General features: G+C 73.7%; 14 protein-coding genes. 8 read left to right on the top strand and 6 right to left on the bottom strand.

Annotated elements, in window-relative coordinates; genetic code table 11:
• Positions 1-32: 32 nt before the first annotated feature.
• Positions 33-464, bottom strand: coding sequence for a nitroreductase family deazaflavin-dependent oxidoreductase (locus tag MTO91_RS24455; protein ID WP_405421475.1), 432 nt, complete (start codon positions 462-464; stop codon positions 33-35).
• A gap of 199 nt (positions 465-663) precedes the next feature.
• On the opposite strand from MTO91_RS24455, the gene thiC reads away from it, so the two are divergent.
• The 5 genes from thiC (at position 664) to MTO91_RS24430 (ending at position 7169) form a co-directional block, all read left to right on the top strand.
• Positions 664-2301, top strand: a complete 1638-nt coding sequence (gene thiC / locus MTO91_RS24450) for a phosphomethylpyrimidine synthase ThiC (RefSeq protein ID WP_251782920.1) — start codon at positions 664-666, stop codon at positions 2299-2301.
• Positions 2302-2496: 195 nt separating this feature from the next.
• Complete coding sequence (thiD, locus tag MTO91_RS24445) at positions 2497-3348, top strand: bifunctional hydroxymethylpyrimidine kinase/phosphomethylpyrimidine kinase (protein WP_174525526.1); 852 nt, start codon at positions 2497-2499, stop codon at positions 3346-3348.
• Positions 3349-3538: 190 nt separating this feature from the next.
• Positions 3539-5809 (top strand): xanthine dehydrogenase family protein molybdopterin-binding subunit, encoded by a 2271-nt coding sequence (locus MTO91_RS24440; protein ID WP_476652926.1) that lies wholly within the window; start codon positions 3539-3541, stop codon positions 5807-5809.
• The gene (locus MTO91_RS24435) at positions 5806-6354 is read left to right on the top strand and encodes a (2Fe-2S)-binding protein (RefSeq protein WP_073576649.1); all 549 of its coding nucleotides are present in this window, start codon (positions 5806-5808) and stop codon (positions 6352-6354) included. The genes MTO91_RS24440 and MTO91_RS24435 overlap by 4 nt, the downstream gene beginning before the upstream one ends.
• Positions 6351-7169, top strand: coding sequence for an FAD binding domain-containing protein (locus MTO91_RS24430; protein WP_208818860.1), 819 nt, complete (start codon positions 6351-6353; stop codon positions 7167-7169). The genes MTO91_RS24435 and MTO91_RS24430 overlap by 4 nt, the downstream gene beginning before the upstream one ends.
• 51 nt (positions 7170-7220) lie before the next feature.
• Here the strand turns inward: MTO91_RS24430 and MTO91_RS24425 are convergent, their stop codons facing one another.
• Entirely contained in the window at positions 7221-7904 is a 684-nt protein-coding gene (locus tag MTO91_RS24425) for a response regulator (RefSeq protein ID WP_251782919.1), read from the bottom strand.
• On the bottom strand, positions 7901-9241 hold the full coding sequence (locus MTO91_RS24420; protein WP_476652923.1) for a sensor histidine kinase: 1341 nt from the start codon (positions 9239-9241) through the stop codon (positions 7901-7903). Before MTO91_RS24420 ends, MTO91_RS24425 begins: the two co-directional genes overlap by 4 nt.
• Before the next feature lie 110 nt (positions 9242-9351).
• Here MTO91_RS24420 and MTO91_RS24415 point away from each other — a divergent pair, with 110 nt between their 5' ends.
• Positions 9352-9951 (top strand): hypothetical protein, encoded by a 600-nt coding sequence (locus MTO91_RS24415; RefSeq protein ID WP_476652921.1) that lies wholly within the window; start codon positions 9352-9354, stop codon positions 9949-9951.
• On the top strand, positions 9941-11077 hold the full coding sequence (locus tag MTO91_RS24410; protein WP_161152659.1) for a DUF418 domain-containing protein: 1137 nt from the start codon (positions 9941-9943) through the stop codon (positions 11075-11077). Before MTO91_RS24415 ends, MTO91_RS24410 begins: the two co-directional genes overlap by 11 nt.
• Here MTO91_RS24410 and mftM read toward each other — a convergent pair.
• Both mftM and MTO91_RS24400 read right to left on the bottom strand, forming a co-directional pair.
• Positions 11031-11741, bottom strand: coding sequence for a mycofactocin oligosaccharide methyltransferase MftM (gene mftM / locus MTO91_RS24405; RefSeq protein WP_073576643.1), 711 nt, complete (start codon positions 11739-11741; stop codon positions 11031-11033). The two genes, MTO91_RS24410 and mftM, sit on opposite strands and share 47 nt — an antisense overlap.
• A gap of 128 nt (positions 11742-11869) precedes the next feature.
• Positions 11870-12472 carry a hypothetical protein gene (locus MTO91_RS24400; protein WP_476652919.1) on the bottom strand — a complete coding sequence of 201 codons (603 nt, stop codon included), beginning with the start codon at positions 12470-12472 and terminating at the stop codon, positions 11870-11872.
• Positions 12473-12607: 135 nt separating this feature from the next.
• Here MTO91_RS24400 and MTO91_RS24395 point away from each other — a divergent pair, with 135 nt between their 5' ends.
• Entirely contained in the window at positions 12608-13603 is a 996-nt protein-coding gene (locus MTO91_RS24395; RefSeq protein WP_251782914.1) for a zinc-binding alcohol dehydrogenase family protein, read from the top strand.
• A 54-nt stretch (positions 13604-13657) separates the two neighbouring features.
• Here the strand turns inward: MTO91_RS24395 and MTO91_RS24390 are convergent, their stop codons facing one another.
• Positions 13658-15199 carry a VWA domain-containing protein gene (locus MTO91_RS24390; protein WP_476652917.1) on the bottom strand — a complete coding sequence of 514 codons (1542 nt, stop codon included), beginning with the start codon at positions 15197-15199 and terminating at the stop codon, positions 13658-13660.
• Positions 15200-15205: the final 6 nt, after the last annotated feature.

Genomic DNA, 15205 nt, shown 5'->3' with positions numbered 1-15205 from the left:
CCCGGTGCGGACCGGGAGCGCGGGCGCCGGGCTCAGCTCGCGGGCTCCAGCACGAACACCGGGATGATCCGGGAGGTCTTCTCCTGGTACTCGGCGTAGGGCGGGTAGGCGTCGACGGAGCGGTCCCACCACTCCTGGCGCTCGTCCCCGGTGACCTCGCGGGCGACGAAGGTGCCGGTCTGCGTGCCGTCCTGCACCTGGACCTGCGGGTTCGCGACGACGTTGTGGTACCAGGCCGGGTGCTCCGGGGTGCCGCCCTTGGACGCGATCATCGCGTACGAGCCGCCGTGCTCGACGCGCATCACCGGCACGTAGCGCTGCTTGCCGGACTTCGCGCCGGTCGTCGTGACCAGGATGATCGGGCGGTCCATGACCGTGACGGCCTCGGTGGTGCCGTTCTCGAGGATCTTCTCGGTCTGCTCGCGGACCCAGTCGGTCGGGGAGAGCTCAGCGTTCTGCGTCATAACGGTGGAGAACCCGATACCTCCTGTGATCATTCCTCGCAGCCGGGTGAGGGGCTGGTGCGCGTCGCCGGACGGTGCCTACGGTGCGGGTGCACGACCAACTGAACACGCGGGAGCTCCGTCGCGCGGGGCTGAGAGGGCGACTCGCCGGTGGCCGACCGCAGAACCGGCCGGGTAATGCCGGCCAGGGAGGACTGTCATGACAACGGCACCAGTGCGCCCGCAGCAGGTCACCACCGGCCCGATCCAGGGGTCGGCCAAGGCCTGGATCCCCGGACCCGACGGCATCACCGTCCCGGTCCGGCGGATCCCGCTCTCCAACGGCGAGCACCACGACGTCTACGACACCTCCGGCCCGTACACCGACTCCGACGCGACCGTCGACCTGCACGCCGGGCTGCCCCGGCTGCGGGAGCCGTGGGTCGGGTCGCGGGAGCCGGGGACCCAGATGTCCTGGGCGCGGGCCGGGATCGTCACCCCCGAGATGGCCTACATCGCCGTCCGCGAGCGGTGCGACGCGGAGCTCGTCCGCGCCGAGGTCGCCCGCGGCCGGGCCGTGATCCCGGCCAACCGCAACCACCCCGAGTGCGAGCCGATGATCATCGGCAAGCGGTTCCTCACCAAGGTCAACGCCAACATCGGCAACTCCGCGGTGACCTCCTCGATCGCCGAGGAGGTGGAGAAGATGGTGTGGGCGACGCGGTGGGGTGCCGACACCGTGATGGACCTGTCGACGGGCCGGGACATCCACGAGACCCGCGAGTGGATCCTGCGCAACTCGCCGGTCCCCATCGGCACCGTCCCGATCTACCAGGCCCTGGAGAAGGTGAACGGTGACCCGGCCGCCCTGAGCTGGGAGGTCTACCGCGACACCGTGCTCGAGCAGTGCGAGCAGGGCGTGGACTACATGACCGTGCACGCCGGCGTGCTGCTGCGCCACGTGCCGCTCACCGCGAAGCGGGTCACCGGGATCGTCTCCCGCGGCGGGTCGATCATGGCCGCGTGGTGCCTGGCGCACCACGCCGAGTCGTTCCTCTACACCCACTTCGACGAGCTGTGCGAGATCCTGCGCCGCTACGACGTCACGTTCTCCCTCGGCGACGGCCTGCGCCCCGGCTCGATCGCCGACGCGAACGACGAGGCCCAGCTCGCCGAGCTCGCCACCCTCGGCGAGCTGACGAGGATCGCCCGCGGCCACGACGTGCAGGTCATGATCGAGGGTCCCGGCCACGTCCCGATGGACAAGATCGTCGAGAACGTGCGGCTGGAGGAGGAGTGGTGCGACGAGGCGCCGTTCTACACCCTCGGCCCGCTGGCCACCGACATCGCGCCCGGCTACGACCACATCACCTCCGCGATCGGCGCAGCCCGCATCGCCGAGGCCGGGACCGCGATGCTCTGCTACGTCACGCCCAAGGAGCACCTGGGACTGCCGAACCGCGACGACGTCAAGGTCGGGGTGATCAGCTACAAGATCGCCGCGCACGCCGCGGACCTGGCCAAGGGCCACCCGCACGCCCAGGCCCGCGACGACGCGCTCTCGCAGGCCCGGTTCGAGTTCCGCTGGCGTGACCAGTTCGCGCTCTCGCTCGACCCGGACACCGCGACCGCCTACCACGACGAGACGTTGCCGGCCGAGCCCGCGAAGACGGCGCACTTCTGCTCGATGTGCGGGCCGAAGTTCTGCTCGATGAAGATCACCCAGGACGTCCGGGACTACGCCGAGGCGCACGGGCTGACCAGTGTGGAGGCGATCGAGGCCGGGATGGCGGAGAAGTCCGGGGAGTTCCGGGACGAGGGCGGCCGGGTGTACCTGCCGATCTCCGCCACGGACTGAGGCCCGGACCGGGACGTGCACCGCCGGGGCCGCGGGGATCCCACCCGCGGCCCCGGCACCGTCTACCGTCGTCGGCGACCACGCACGACGCGGGAGCTCGCGGAGCAGGCGGGCTGAGAGGGCGGCCGGGTCCCACCGGACCGGCGTCGCCGACCGCGTACCGGCCGGGTAATGCCGGCCAGGGAGGACACGTCCATGGAACCCACCGTCGGCACCACACCCCCGCGGGTCATGACGATCGCCGGGACCGACTCCGGCGGCGGCGCGGGCATCGCCGCGGACCTGCGCACCTTCGCCGCCTGCGGGGTGCACGGCTGCCTCGCCGTCTGCGCGGTGACCGTGCAGAACTCGGTGGGCGTCACCGGCGTGCACACGATCCCGGTCGACACGATCGCCGGGCAGATCTCCACGGTCGCCTCCGACATCGGGCTGCAGGCCGCGAAGACCGGGATGCTCGCGAACGCCGAGATCATCGAGGCCGTCGCGCGGGCCTGCGACGGATGCGGCATCGGCGCCGGTCTGGCCACGCCGTTCGTCGTCGACCCGGTCGCGGCCTCGATGCACGGGGACCCGCTGCTGGCCGCCGAGGCGCTGGACGCCTACCGGCACACGCTGTTCCCGCGGGCCACGCTGGTCACCCCGAACCTCGACGAGATCCGGCTGCTCGTCGAGCACGACGTCCACGACCGCGCGGGCCAGTACGCCGCGGCGAAGGCGCTGCACGCGCTCGGCCCGCGCGCGGTCCTGGTGAAGGGCGGCCACCTCGCCGAGGACACCGACGGCTGCCTGGACCTGCTCTACGACGGCGAGACCGCCGTCGAGCTGCCCGGCCCGCGCTTCGACACCGGCCACACTCACGGCGGCGGGGACTCCCTGGCCGCCGCGATCGCGTCCGGGCTCGCCCGCGGGATGGAGCTGGAGGCGGCGGTCCGGTTCGGGAAGCGCTACATCGTCGAGGCGGTCCGCCACGCCTACCCGCTGGGCGCCGGGCACGGCCCGGTCTCGGCGCTGTGGGCCGTACGGCCGTGGTGGGACGAACGCGACTGACCCTCGCCGGTCCTTGGATACGAGATGGATGCGACCTCAACAGATCCGAGGTCGGGGCCGACCGGCCCCCGGCGTGCCGCAGATGCGGTGATCCGCCCGCGCGTCGCTCCGCGAAGGGTGCCCTGACCTGGGGATCGGGCGCTGTGGTCTGCATCGCACGGGCCGGTCGAGATGTATACGCTCGCGTCCGATGAGCATCTTGGGCACCCGCGTCGTCCGCACCGAGGATCCGGTCTTCCTCACGCGCGGCGCGACCTACACCGACGACCTGACCGAGGAGCGGCTGACCGGGGCGTTGCACCTGACGCTCGTCCGCTCCCCGCTCGCCCACGCGACGATCACCTCGATCGACACCTCGGCGGCGCTCACGTCGCCCGGCGTCGTCGCCGTCGTCACCGGGGCCGACCTCGACATCACACCGGCACTGCTGTTCCCGGGCGCGAACAAGGCCATGACCCGCCCGTTCCTCGCGACCGACCGCGTGCGGTTCGTCGGCGAGCCGGTCGCCGCGGTCCTCACCGAGGAGTTCTACCAGGGTGAGGACGCGGCCGAGCTGGTCGACGTCGAGTACGAGCCCCTGGACGTGGTGATCGACCCGCTGGCCGCCGCCCGCGACGAGACGCTGCTGTTCCCGGAGGCCGGGACCAACACCGCGGCCGCCTACGGGCACGACGAGGAGCAGGACGCCTCGTTCTTCGACGGCTGCGAGGTCGTCGTCACCCGGGACCTGGTGAACCAGCGCCTGGCCGCGGCCCCGCTGGAGACCCGCGCCGCGAGCGCCTTCTGGGAGGGCGACCGCGTCACCGTCTACATGTCCAACCAGAACGCCCAGGGCGGCCGCGACGAGATCGCCGGCTGGCTGGGTCTGGACAAGGAGAAGGTGCGGGTCGTCCTGCCGGACGTCGGCGGCGGCTTCGGCGCGAAGATCGGGTCCGACCCCGAGTTCGCCCTCGTCGCGTGGCTCGCCCGGCAGCAGGGACGTCCGGTCCGCTGGAACGAGTCCCGCTCCGAGAACATGACCGGCATGGTGCAGGGCCGGGCCCAGCGCCAGACCGTCACGATCGGCGGCACCCGCGCGGGCAAGGTCACCCACTACCGGCTCGACGTCGTGCAGGACCTCGGCGCCTACCCGCGCCTGGGCACCTTCCTGCCGATGTTCACGCGGATGATGGCGCCCGGCACCTACGACATCGAGCACGTCGACTCCCGCGCGAAGGCCGTGGTCACCAACACGACCTCGGTCGCCGCCTACCGCGGCGCCGGCCGCCCCGAGGCGACCGCCGCGATCGAGCGCGCGATGGACCTGTTCGCGGCCGAGATCGGCAAGGACCCGGCCGAGGTCCGCAAGCTCAACGTCGTCGCCCCGGACCGGTTCCCGTTCCAGACCAAGGGCGGGGTGGAGTACGACTCCGGCGAGTACGCCAAGGCGATCGACCTCGCCCTGGAGAACGCCGGCTACGACCGGCTGCGCGCCGAGCAGAAGGCCCGCCGCGAGTCCGGCGACGCCCGCCAGATCGGCATCGGCGTGTCCTCCTACGTCGAGATCACCGGTGGTGGCGCGTTCGCCGAGGACGCCTCGGTCGAGGTCCACCCCGACGGCTCGGTGACCGTGCTGACCGGCACCTCCCCGCACGGCCAGGGGCACGCGACGGCGTGGGCGATGCTCGCGTCCGACCAGCTCGGCGTCCCGATCGAGAAGATCACCGTCAAGCACGGCGACACCGACCTCGTCCCGCGCGGCGGCGGCACCATGGGGTCGCGGTCGCTGCAGACCGGCGGCGTCGCGGTGCACCAGGCCTCGGCCGAGCTGATCGACCTGGCCAAGCAGCGCGCGGCCGACCTGCTCGAGGCGAGCGTCGAGGACCTGGAGCTCGACCCGGCGAACGCCGCGATCACCGTCAAGGGCGTCCCCGGCGCGAAGTCGGTGACGCTGGCGGAGCTGGCCGCCGCCGAGCAGCTCAAGGTCGACACCACCTGGGACGGCAAGAAGCCGACCTTCCCGTTCGGCGCGCACGTCTGCGTCGTCGAGGTCGACACCGAGTCCGGCAAGGTGACGGTCGAGAAGATCATCGCCGTCGACGACGCGGGTCCCATCCTCAACCCGCTGCTCTGCGACGGGCAGCGGCACGGCGGGATCGCCCAGGGCATCGCGCAGGCGCTGCTCGAGGAGGTCATGTACGACGAGGAGGGCCAGCCGCTCACCGGGACCTTCGCCGACTACGGCATCCCGTCGGCGGCCGAGCTGCCCAGCTTCGACCTGGTCGAGATGACGACCCCGACTCCGGTCAACCCGATGGGCTACAAGGGCATCGGCGAGGCCGGGACGATCGGCTCCACCCCCGCCACCCAGAGCGCGGTCATCGACGCCCTGTCCCACCTCGGCGTCACGCACATCGACATGCCCCTGACCCCGATGCGGGTCTGGGAAGCCATCAACGCTGCCCAGGAGGCGTCCGAGTGAAGGTCGAGATCACCGTCAACGGTGAGCCCACCAGCGCCGACGTGGAGCCCCGCCAGCTGCTCGCGCACTACCTGCGGGAGACCGTCGGGCTGAAGGCCACCAACATCGGCTGCGACACCACGTCCTGCGGTGCGTGCACCGTGCTGCTCGACGGCGACGCGGTCAAGTCGTGCACCGTGCTGTCGGTGCAGGCCGACCAGCAGTCGGTCACCACCATGGAGGGGCTCGACGGCGCGTCCGAGGGCCGCCCCGAGCACCCGGTCACCGCGGCGTTCCGGTCCGAGCACGGGCTGCAGTGCGGCTTCTGCACCCCGGGCATGGTCATGTCCGCGGTGTCGTTGATCAGCCACGACGACGACCTGGACGAGCGGAAGGTCCGTGAGGGCCTGGAGGGCAACCTCTGCCGCTGCACCGGTTACCACAACATCGTGCGCGCCGTGCTCGTCGCCGCGGGCAAGGACCCGGACGCCGCGCAGAAGGCCGAGGCCGAGTCCGACGCGCTGCGCACCGCGCCCGCCTTCTCCCGTGGGGAGGCCGGCGCATGATCCCCCTCGCGTTCGACTACGCCCGCCCCGACACCCTCGACGACGCCATCGCGCTGCTCGCCGAGAAGGGCGAGGACGCCAGCGTCCTGGCCGGCGGCCACTCCCTGATCCCGGTCATGAAGGTGCGCCTCGGCGCGCCGGAGTTCCTGATCGACATCGGCCGGCTGCCGGAGCTGAGCTACATCCGCGTCGAGGGCGACGAGCTCGCCGTCGGTGCGGCGACCAAGCACCGCGACGTGGTCGACTCGGCCGAGGTCGCGAAGGAGGTCCCGCTGCTCGGGGCCGTCGCCCGCACCGTCGGCGACCCGCAGATCCGGGCCCGGGGCACGCTGGGCGGCACCGTCGCCCACGCCGACCCGGCCGCGGACCTGCCCGCCGCGCTGCTCGCGCTGGACGCCACCGTCGTCCTGCAGGGGCCGCGCGGGAAGCGGACCGTGCCGATCGGCGAGTTCTACACCGGCGTGTTCACCACGGTCCGCGAGCCCGACGAGCTGATCGTCGAGATCCGGATCCCGCGCTGCGGGGACAAGGGCTGGGCGTACGAGAAGTTCACCCGTCGCAGCAACGACTGGGCGATCGTCGCCGTCGCCGTGTCCGACGACCGCATCGGCCTGGTCAACATGGGCTCGACCGCGCTGCGGGCGTCCGCCACCGAGCGGGCGCTGGCGGAGGGGAAGAGCATCGCCGAGGCGGCCGCGCTGGCCGCCGAGGGTGCCGAGCCGCCCGCCGACACCCACGGGTCGGTCGCCTACCGCACCCACCTGGTGCAGGTGCTGACCCGCCGCGCCCTGGAGACCGCGCACGGCGCGCGCTGACCCGCGCACCCGCGGCCCGCGTCCCTCCCCGGGGCGCGGGCCGTGGTCGTGTCAGGGCCCGGGACGGACCAGCCCCGCCTCCTGGGCGGCGATCGCGGCCTGGGTGCGGGAGCGCAGGCCCAGCTTCGCGAGGACGCGCGAGACGTGCGTCTTCGTCGTCCCCTCCGAGATCATCAGCTCCGCGGACAGCTCCGCGTTCGAGAGCCCGCGGCCCAGCCCGGCGAGCACGTCGGTCTCGCGTGCGGTGAGCCTCTCCAGCCCCGGCACCGACGACGGCCGCGGCGCCCCCGCGTAGCGGCGGATCACCCGCCGGGTCACCTCCGGCGCCAGCACGCCCTCGCCGCGGGCGACGGCCCGGACCCCGTCGGTGAGCCGGGCCGCGTCGACCGACTTGAGCAGGAACCCGCCGGCACCCGCCGCGAGCGCGCCGTCGACGAGCTCGTCGAGGTCGAACGTGGTCAGGACCAGGACCTGCGTGGCCCCTGCCGCGGTGCCGGCGCCCGTTCCGGTGGGCCTGCTCCCGGTGATCCGCCGGGTGGCCTCGATGCCGTCGATGCCGGGCATCCGGATGTCCATCAGCACCACGTCGGGCCGGTGCTCGGCGGCGGCCCGCACCGCGGCGAGCCCGTCGGCGACCTCGGCGACGACGTCGATGTCCGGTGCCGAGCCGAGGATCAGCACCAGCCCGGTGCGGACGGCCTCCTGGTCGTCGGCGACGACCACCCGGATGGTCACCGCCCCACCTCCTCGCCGGTGCCGGTGCCGGTGCGGATGTCCAGGGTCGGGTCCGAGGCCGGTGCCGGGCCCAGGGGCAGGTCGGCCCGGACCAGCCAGCCGTCGTGGTCGGGGCCCGCGTGCAGGGTGCCGCCGACGGCCCGGGCGCGCTCGCGCAGCCCGTCGAGCCCGGTGCCGCCGTGCAGCCCCGGGCCCGCCGCGGGACGCCGGCCGGGGCCGTTGCGCACCTCGACGAGCAGCCGGCTCGTCGAGTGGCACACCACGGACCCGGACGGGGCCGGGCCGCGTGCCTGGTGTGCCACTCGGCGCGGGGTGCCGGGGGTGCCGGGGGTGACGGCGAGGCGCACCGTCACGTCCGAGCCGGACGCGTGCTTCGCCGCGTTGGTCAGCGACTCCTGCACGATCCGGTACCCGGCGAGGTCGACCGGGGCGGGCAGCGGGGCCGCGCCGCGACCGTCGTCGAGGGCGGGGGACAGGCCGGCGGCGCGGGCCTCGTCGAGCAGGGTGTCGACCTCGGACAGCCGGGCGGGCGCCCCGGGCGGGTCGGTGGTGTCGCCGTCGCGCAGCAGCCCGATCATCGTGCGCATCTCCCCGAGCGCGGCGACGCCGGAGGACCGCACCGTCCCCAGCACCCGCCGGACCAGCGCGGGGTCGGCGCCGGGCTGCAGTGCCGCCTCGGACTGCAGCGCGATCGCCGACAGCCGCCCGGCGACGACGTCGTGCAGGTCGCGGGCCATCCGGGCACGTTCCGCGGCGACGGCGGCGTCCCGCTCCCGGGCCGCCGTCCGCTCCGCCGCGACGGCCCGTTCCCCCTCGACGGCCGCCAGGTCCCGGAACCGGCGCACCTCCAGCCCCCAGACCAGCGGGAGCCCGACCACCAGCGTCAGGTTGAGCACGGCGTAGGTGCCGGTGCGGGTGCCCGCCACGAGCAGCGCGGCGACACCGAGGACGGAGGCGACCCCACCGGCGGCGACGGCCACCGCACGCGCGGTGCGCCGTGGTGGGAACACCACGGCGCAGTAGAGCAGGTCGGTGAACACGAGCACCGTCCCGATCTCGGTGCGGCCGCCCAGGACGGGGCCCGCGACCAGGGCCGCCGTGCCGACCAGCAGGCCGGCGGGCACCCCGATCCGGCGCACCGCCGACGCGGCGCAGCCCAGCCCCATGACCAGCAGCGACGCCGTCGTCGCCCCGGTGTCCGCGCCCCACCAGGCGATCCCCGCGTCGGGCAGTGCCCAGATCAGCAGCAGCCCGACCACGAACCACACCACGCCGGTACCGGCGTCCCGCAGCACCGAGGGTGCGCCGCCGTCGCGGTTCACCAGGTACGTGATCACACCCCATCCCAGCACGCCCGGCGCCCGCGCGGCGTCCGTCGAAGGTGGTACGCGCGGATCGGTCGCACGCCGGACGCGTCACCGCGGCCGGGTCGGCACGATCACCGGCCATGGGGGAGTCCTTGTTCGCCGAGCCGCTGCTGTGGCTGATCGTCGGTGCCGAGATCGGGTTCTGGGTGTTCCTGCCGGCCGGGCTGGGGGCGCGCTACGTGCTGCGCCGCAGGGGCCTGGGGGCGGTGCTGCTGCTGGGGGTGCCGCTGATGGACCTCGTGCTGGTCACCGCCTCGACGGTGGACCTCGCGACCGGCGGCGCACCGTCGCGGGTGCACGGGCTGGCCGCGCTCTACCTCGGGATCACCGTCGCGTTCGGGCACTCGCTGGTGCGGTGGGCCGACGTCCGGGGCGCCCACCGCTTCGCGGGCGGCCCGGCACCGGTGCGCCCGCCCCGGGGCGGGGTCGCCCGGACGCGGTACGAGTGGCGCGAGTACCGCAAGGTCGTCGCCGCCTGGGTGGTCACGGCGGCGGTGCTGGTCCTGCTGTCGGTGGCCGGCGGCCGCACGTTCCCGGCGCCGGGCGCCTGGCCGGAGGACCCGATGTGGTCCTGGCTCGCGACGGCGTCGCTGGCCGCCGGGATCTGGTTCGTCGTGGGGCCGCTGTGGGCGACCGTCTTCCCCGGCAGCGGGGACCGGGAGCGCACCGGTGTCCGGTGACCGCCTCGCCGCCCCGGACGTGCTCCGTGGCCTCGCGATCGCCGGGACCTTCGCGACGAACGTCTGGGTGTTCGCCGACCCGCGCGGGCCGGGCGCGGTGTTCGCCGGGTTCGCCGGGGGCTGGTGGCTCGACACCGCGCTCCGCGCCGTCGCGAACGGGAAGTTCCTCGCGCTGCTCACGCTGCTGTTCGGGATCGGGATGGAGCTGCAGTACCGCTCGGCGGTGCGCCGCGGCCTGCGGTGGCCGGGCCGCCACCTCGCCCGCGCCGCGATCCTGTTCACCGAGGGACTGCTGCACTACGTGCTGGTCTTCGAGTTCGACGTGCTGATGGGCTACGCGACCGCCTCGGTGCTCGTCGCGTGGCTGGTGGGGCGGTCGGCGCGGGTGCGGGTGGCGGCCGCCTGCGTCGCCGGGGCGGTCACGGTGCTGCTGGTGGGCGGTGCGACCGTCGCGACGGCCGGGAGCACCGGCGCAGACGTGCCGCTCCCGCCGTACCCGGCGACCTGGACCGGGCAGGTGGCCGCACGGCTGGCCGACCCGCTGCTGTACCGGGTCGAGCTGGCGCTGATCGTCCCGTCGGCGGTGGTGCTGTTCCTGGCCGGGTCCGCGCTGCTGCGCGCCGGGCTGTTCGACGCCGGTGCGACCACCCTGCGCCGACGGATGATCGGCACCGGGGTGGCCGGCGCGCTGCTCACGGTGCTCACCACGCTGGGCGGTGACCCGTGGTTCCTCGTCGAGCGCTACCTGGTCGCCCCGCTGGTCGCGCTGGGGCTGCTCGGCCTGGTCCCGGAGGTCCTGGCCCGGCTGCGCGGCCCGGCCGGTCCGGTGCGGTGCGGGCTCATCGCGCTCGGCCGGACCGCGATGAGCTGCTACGTCGGCCAGAACGTCGTGGCCGCGGTGCTGTTCGGCGCCTGGGGGCTCGGCGTGGCCGGGGCGCTCGCCGGTGTCGCGGCGCCGCTGCGGACCGGGGCGGTGGTCGGGATGTGGGTCCTCGTCGTCGCCGGGTCGGCCGCGGCGGCGGGGTGGTGGCTGCGCCGCCACGACCGCGGGCCGCTGGAGGCACTCACCCAGGCCCTGCTCAGAGGTCGATCACCAGCCAGCCGCCGTGGTGCTCGGACACCGTGAACGGATGGCCGGTGCGCTCCCCGATCCGGGTCAGGACGCGCTCGTCGAAGACCCGGACGTGACCCCAGGCGGGGTTCGGCTCGTTCTCGAACGGGACGGCGACGACCACCCGTCGCCGGGCCAGGCGCAGCATCTCGACGACGACCTCGTCGCCGTCGGACTCGGACAGGTGCTCGACGAGGTGCACGGCGAACACGGTGTCCGCGCAGCCGTCGGGCAGGGCGACGGCACGCGCGTCGGCGACGTGGGTCTCGACGTCGGCGCCGAGCTGCGGCGCCATCCGGGTCAGCAGCTCGACGGTGCCTCCGGTCAGGTCGGTGGCGGTGACGCGATGGCCGTCGCGGGCCAGCTGCAGCGACAGGAAGCCGAAGCAGCAGCCGAGCTCCAGCACCTCCTCGCCCAGCACGAGGGAGCGGGCGCGGGCGTGCACCGGCGCCATCTCGGCGTTGGTGCCGCCGGGCTCGGGCTCACCGGCCAGCGCGTCGAGGGTGTTGCGGTAGAAGGCGAGCCACGCGTCGTCCGGGAGGTCGGGGTCCTTCGCGGCGCTCGCGACGCAGGCGACGAACGCCTCCTCGAAACGCTCGGCCGGCAGGATCCCGGGCTGCACCAGGGTGCGGTCCAGCCAGCCGGCGAGGTCGTTGGAGAGCCGGTCGGTTCCGATCATGGATCGCTCCTGTGCGTGCGGGGGCCCGCTCCACGCTAGGCGGTCGCGGGCACGCCGCACCACGTCCGACGGCCGGGTCCCTCCCCGTCCGGACGGTGGGGGCGGGCTCCGGTGCCGGTCCGGGATGCTCAGGCGCCCTGGGCGGCGAGCAGCCGGGCCTTCAGTGCGGCGTCCTTGTTGACCGGGTCGTGGGCGCCGTCCGGGGTCGTCCCCGCGGCGACGGCGATCGCGTTCATGGTGCCGACCATCCGGCACAGGTGGGCGATGCGGCGCTCGTCGGCGTCGACGGGCGGGGCGCCGTCGAGCAGGGCCAGGGTGCGGTTCACCCAGATCACCTCGGCGTGCATCCCGGCCTCCTCGAGCACACCGCGCAGCCGCAGCCCGATCTCGCGGCGGGACAGCCCGTTCCAGCTCTCGAGGGTGCGGGCATCGAGCGGGAACAGCAGGTCCCGGTCGCGCAGGTGGATCAGCTCCAGGGCGTGCGCACGACCGTAGGCGCAGTACGTGCACCCGTTCACCAGGGAGATCGTGAGCCCGGCGAGGTGGGTGCGTACGGGGCCCAGCACGCGCAGGGTGACCAGGAAGCGCGGGAAGTTGGCCGCGAACCAGCGCAGCGCGGGCCCGCTGCCCATCATGGTGACCATCGCCGGGATCACCCCCGGCGTGTAGCCCCACAGCGCGGTGCACACGCGACCGACGATCCGGAGGACCGCTCCGCCACCGTCCGACATCCGGCCCTCCTTCCCGAAGGGGACGCCCGATCGTACTCCGGGCCGCCCCTGCGGCGGCACGAAATCGGCCGATCGGCCCAGCCGGGGGCATCGGTGCATCGGGCGGCGGCCCGGTGGGGCGGATAGTGTCCGGTCATGGCTTCCGTACCCGCCGTCGTGGCGCCCCGACCGCTGCCCGTCGACGACCCCGAGTGCCTCGTCGACGCCGAGATCGAGGTCGGTGCGCCCGGCCCGCACGACCTGCTCGTCGACGTCCGCGCCGTCTCGGTGAACCCGGTGGACGGCAAGGTCCGCTCGTCGTTCGACGCGGCCGACGGGCCGAAGGTCCTCGGCTTCGACGCCGCGGGCGTCGTCGTCGAGGTGGGCGACCGGGTGCAGGGGTACGCCCCCGGCGACGAGGTCTACTACGCCGGCGCGATCGACCGGCCCGGCAGCAACGCCCACCGCCAGCTCGTCGACTCCCGCATCGTCGGGCGCAAGCCGTCGACCCTGGACTTCGCCGCCGCGGCCGCGCTGCCGCTGACCTCGATCACCGCGTGGGAGTGCCTGCACGACCACCTGCGCGTCACCGCCGACACCACCGGGACGCTGCTCGTCGTGTCCGCCGCGGGCGGGGTCGGGTCGATGGTCCTGCAGCTCGGCCGGCGCACCGGGCTGACGCTGGTCGGCACCGCCTCCCGCACGGAGTCCGCGGACTGGGCGCGGCAGATGGGTGCGCACGCGGTCGCCGACCACCACGACCTCGTCGGCACGGTGCGCGAGGTCGCCCCGGACGGCGTGCAGTACGTGTTCTCGCCGGTGTCGGCGGGCAACGTCGAGGCCTACGCGGAGCTGATGACCCCGCGCGGGATCGTCGTCGCCATCGACGAGCCGGAGGGCCTGGACACGCTCCCGCTGAAGACGAAGTCGCAGGCCTGGCACTGGGAGCTGATGTTCACCCGGCCGCTGTCGGAACCGGGCTCGACGGTGCAGCGGGAGATCCTGGACGAGGTGTCCCGGCTCGTGGACGCCGGGGAGCTGCGGACCACCGAGACGCGGCGCCTGCAGGGGCTGACCGCGGCGTCGCTGCGGGAGGCGCACCGGCTCATCGAGTCCGGCGGCACCGTCGGGAAGATCGTCGTCGAGCGGTAGGTGGACCCCGGCGGGTGGCCCCGGCGCGGACACCGGCACCACCCACCGGCGGGGTCAGCGGCCGATCAGCTCGCCCGCCATCTCGTTGGTCGTCGCCTCGAAACCGGACAGGTCCCGCACGACACGGACCCGGTCGCAGTACTCGGCGTAGGCGGGCAGGTCGCAGCGACCCAGCCCCCACGAGTACCGCGGCTCCGGGGTCAGCCAGATCGTCTCCCGGGCCCGCCGGGTGATCTCGACGAACGCCTCCATGTTGGGGTCGTTGCCGTTCCCGCGGCCGTCGCCGAGCACCAGCACCGTCGTCCGGCGGGTGACCGCCGAGCCGTGGTCCTCCAGGAACTGGCCGAAGGCCAGGCCGTAGTTGGAGTTGGCGTCGACGTCGAGCTGGTCGCCCCCGAAGATCAGCCCGAGGGCGTGCTCGACGGGGTGGTCGGCGAACAGGTCGGTCACCTCGACCAGGTCGGCCACGAACGCGAACGAGCGCACCTGGCCGAACAGGTCCTGCAGACCGTGCACCAGGTGCAGGGTGAACCGCGCGGTGGCCCGGACCGACAGCGACACGTCGGCCAGCACCACCAGACGCGGCTTGTCCTCCTGGCGCTGCACGGTGACCGGGGAGAAGGGGACACCGTCGTAGCGCATGTTCTTGCGCATGGTGCGGGCCGAGTCGATCCGGCCCCGCGGCGAGACCCGTCTGCGGTGGGTCAGCGCGCCGTGCAGCGACTTCGCGAGCCGCCGCAACGAGTCCTCCAGCTGCATGCGCTCGGTCTCGCTGGCCCGGTCGACCTCGGCGACCCGTTCCGCGTCGTCGTGGCCCTCGACGATGCGCTGTTCGATCGCGAGCAGCTTCTCCAGGTGCGCCTTGAGCAACTCGGGGAGGTTGTCCAGCACCCCGGTGAGACGCCGGCGCAGCGCGGCGGCGTCGTCCTCGGTGCCCTGCTCCTCCTCCGACAGCCGGTCCTCCTCGGAGTTCAGCCAGCCCAGCAGCGCGTCCTGCTGGGCGACCGACAGGTCGGCGTCGACCTTGGTGCCCTGCTGCTGGGAGATGTCGCCGGGTTGACCGCCGCCGGAGAACCGGTCGGTCTCGATCTGCACGCGCTGGCCGTCGGTGACGTCGTTGGCCTGCTCCTTGGAGAGCACGATCTCGTCCGTCATCGAGGCCATGTCGATCTTGTTGGCCTCCTGGTGCAGGTTGTACTGCTCGGCCAGGTCCTCCGGGTCGAAGAACTCCTTGATGTCGACCGGTGAGCCGTGGTCGTGCCCCTCCTGCGGGGTCTCCGACGGCTCCTCGGACAGCGTGAAGTTCTCCAGTGGGGTGTCGTCGGACAGATCGCCGTGGCCGTGGCCGTGCCCGTGGCCGGTGTCCGCCTCGCCCACCCTGACCAGGGCGAAGAACAGGTCGAAGACCTCGTCGTAGGTCGCCTCGTCGCGGCGGTCCTTGACCAGCGCGATGCGCAGCGCCTCCTTGAGCACCGCCTTGTCGGACAGCACCCCGGGCTGGGCGGCGCAGGCCATCGCGTCGAGTGCCTCGGACACCGAGATGCGCACCGCCCGGATCCGCAGGAGCCGGACGAAACGGTGGATGCTCGCTTCCACGCCGAC

The sequence above is a fragment of the Pseudonocardia sp. 2-7 genome (assembly GCF_056341085.1).
This window is presented reverse-complemented; position numbering and strand designations above follow the sequence as displayed.

Bases quoted from the DNA above. Each gene is read 5' to 3' on its own strand.
- MTO91_RS24455 (WP_405421475.1), bottom strand. From the start codon at position 464: ATGACGCAGAACGCTGAGCTCTCCCCGACCGACTGGGTCCGCGAGCAG.
- thiC (WP_251782920.1), top strand. From the start codon at position 664: ATGACAACGGCACCAGTGCGCCCGCAGCAGGTCACCACCGGCCCGATC.
- thiD (WP_174525526.1), top strand. From the start codon at position 2,497: ATGGAACCCACCGTCGGCACCACACCCCCGCGGGTCATGACGATCGCC.
- MTO91_RS24440 (WP_476652926.1), top strand. From the start codon at position 3,539: ATGAGCATCTTGGGCACCCGCGTCGTCCGCACCGAGGATCCGGTCTTC.
- MTO91_RS24430 (WP_208818860.1), top strand. From the start codon at position 6,351: ATGATCCCCCTCGCGTTCGACTACGCCCGCCCCGACACCCTCGACGAC.
- MTO91_RS24415 (WP_476652921.1), top strand. From the start codon at position 9,352: ATGGGGGAGTCCTTGTTCGCCGAGCCGCTGCTGTGGCTGATCGTCGGT.
- mftM (WP_073576643.1), bottom strand. From the start codon at position 11,741: ATGATCGGAACCGACCGGCTCTCCAACGACCTCGCCGGCTGGCTGGAC.
- MTO91_RS24400 (WP_476652919.1), bottom strand. From the start codon at position 12,472: ATGTCGGACGGTGGCGGAGCGGTCCTCCGGATCGTCGGTCGCGTGTGC.
- MTO91_RS24395 (WP_251782914.1), top strand. From the start codon at position 12,608: ATGGCTTCCGTACCCGCCGTCGTGGCGCCCCGACCGCTGCCCGTCGAC.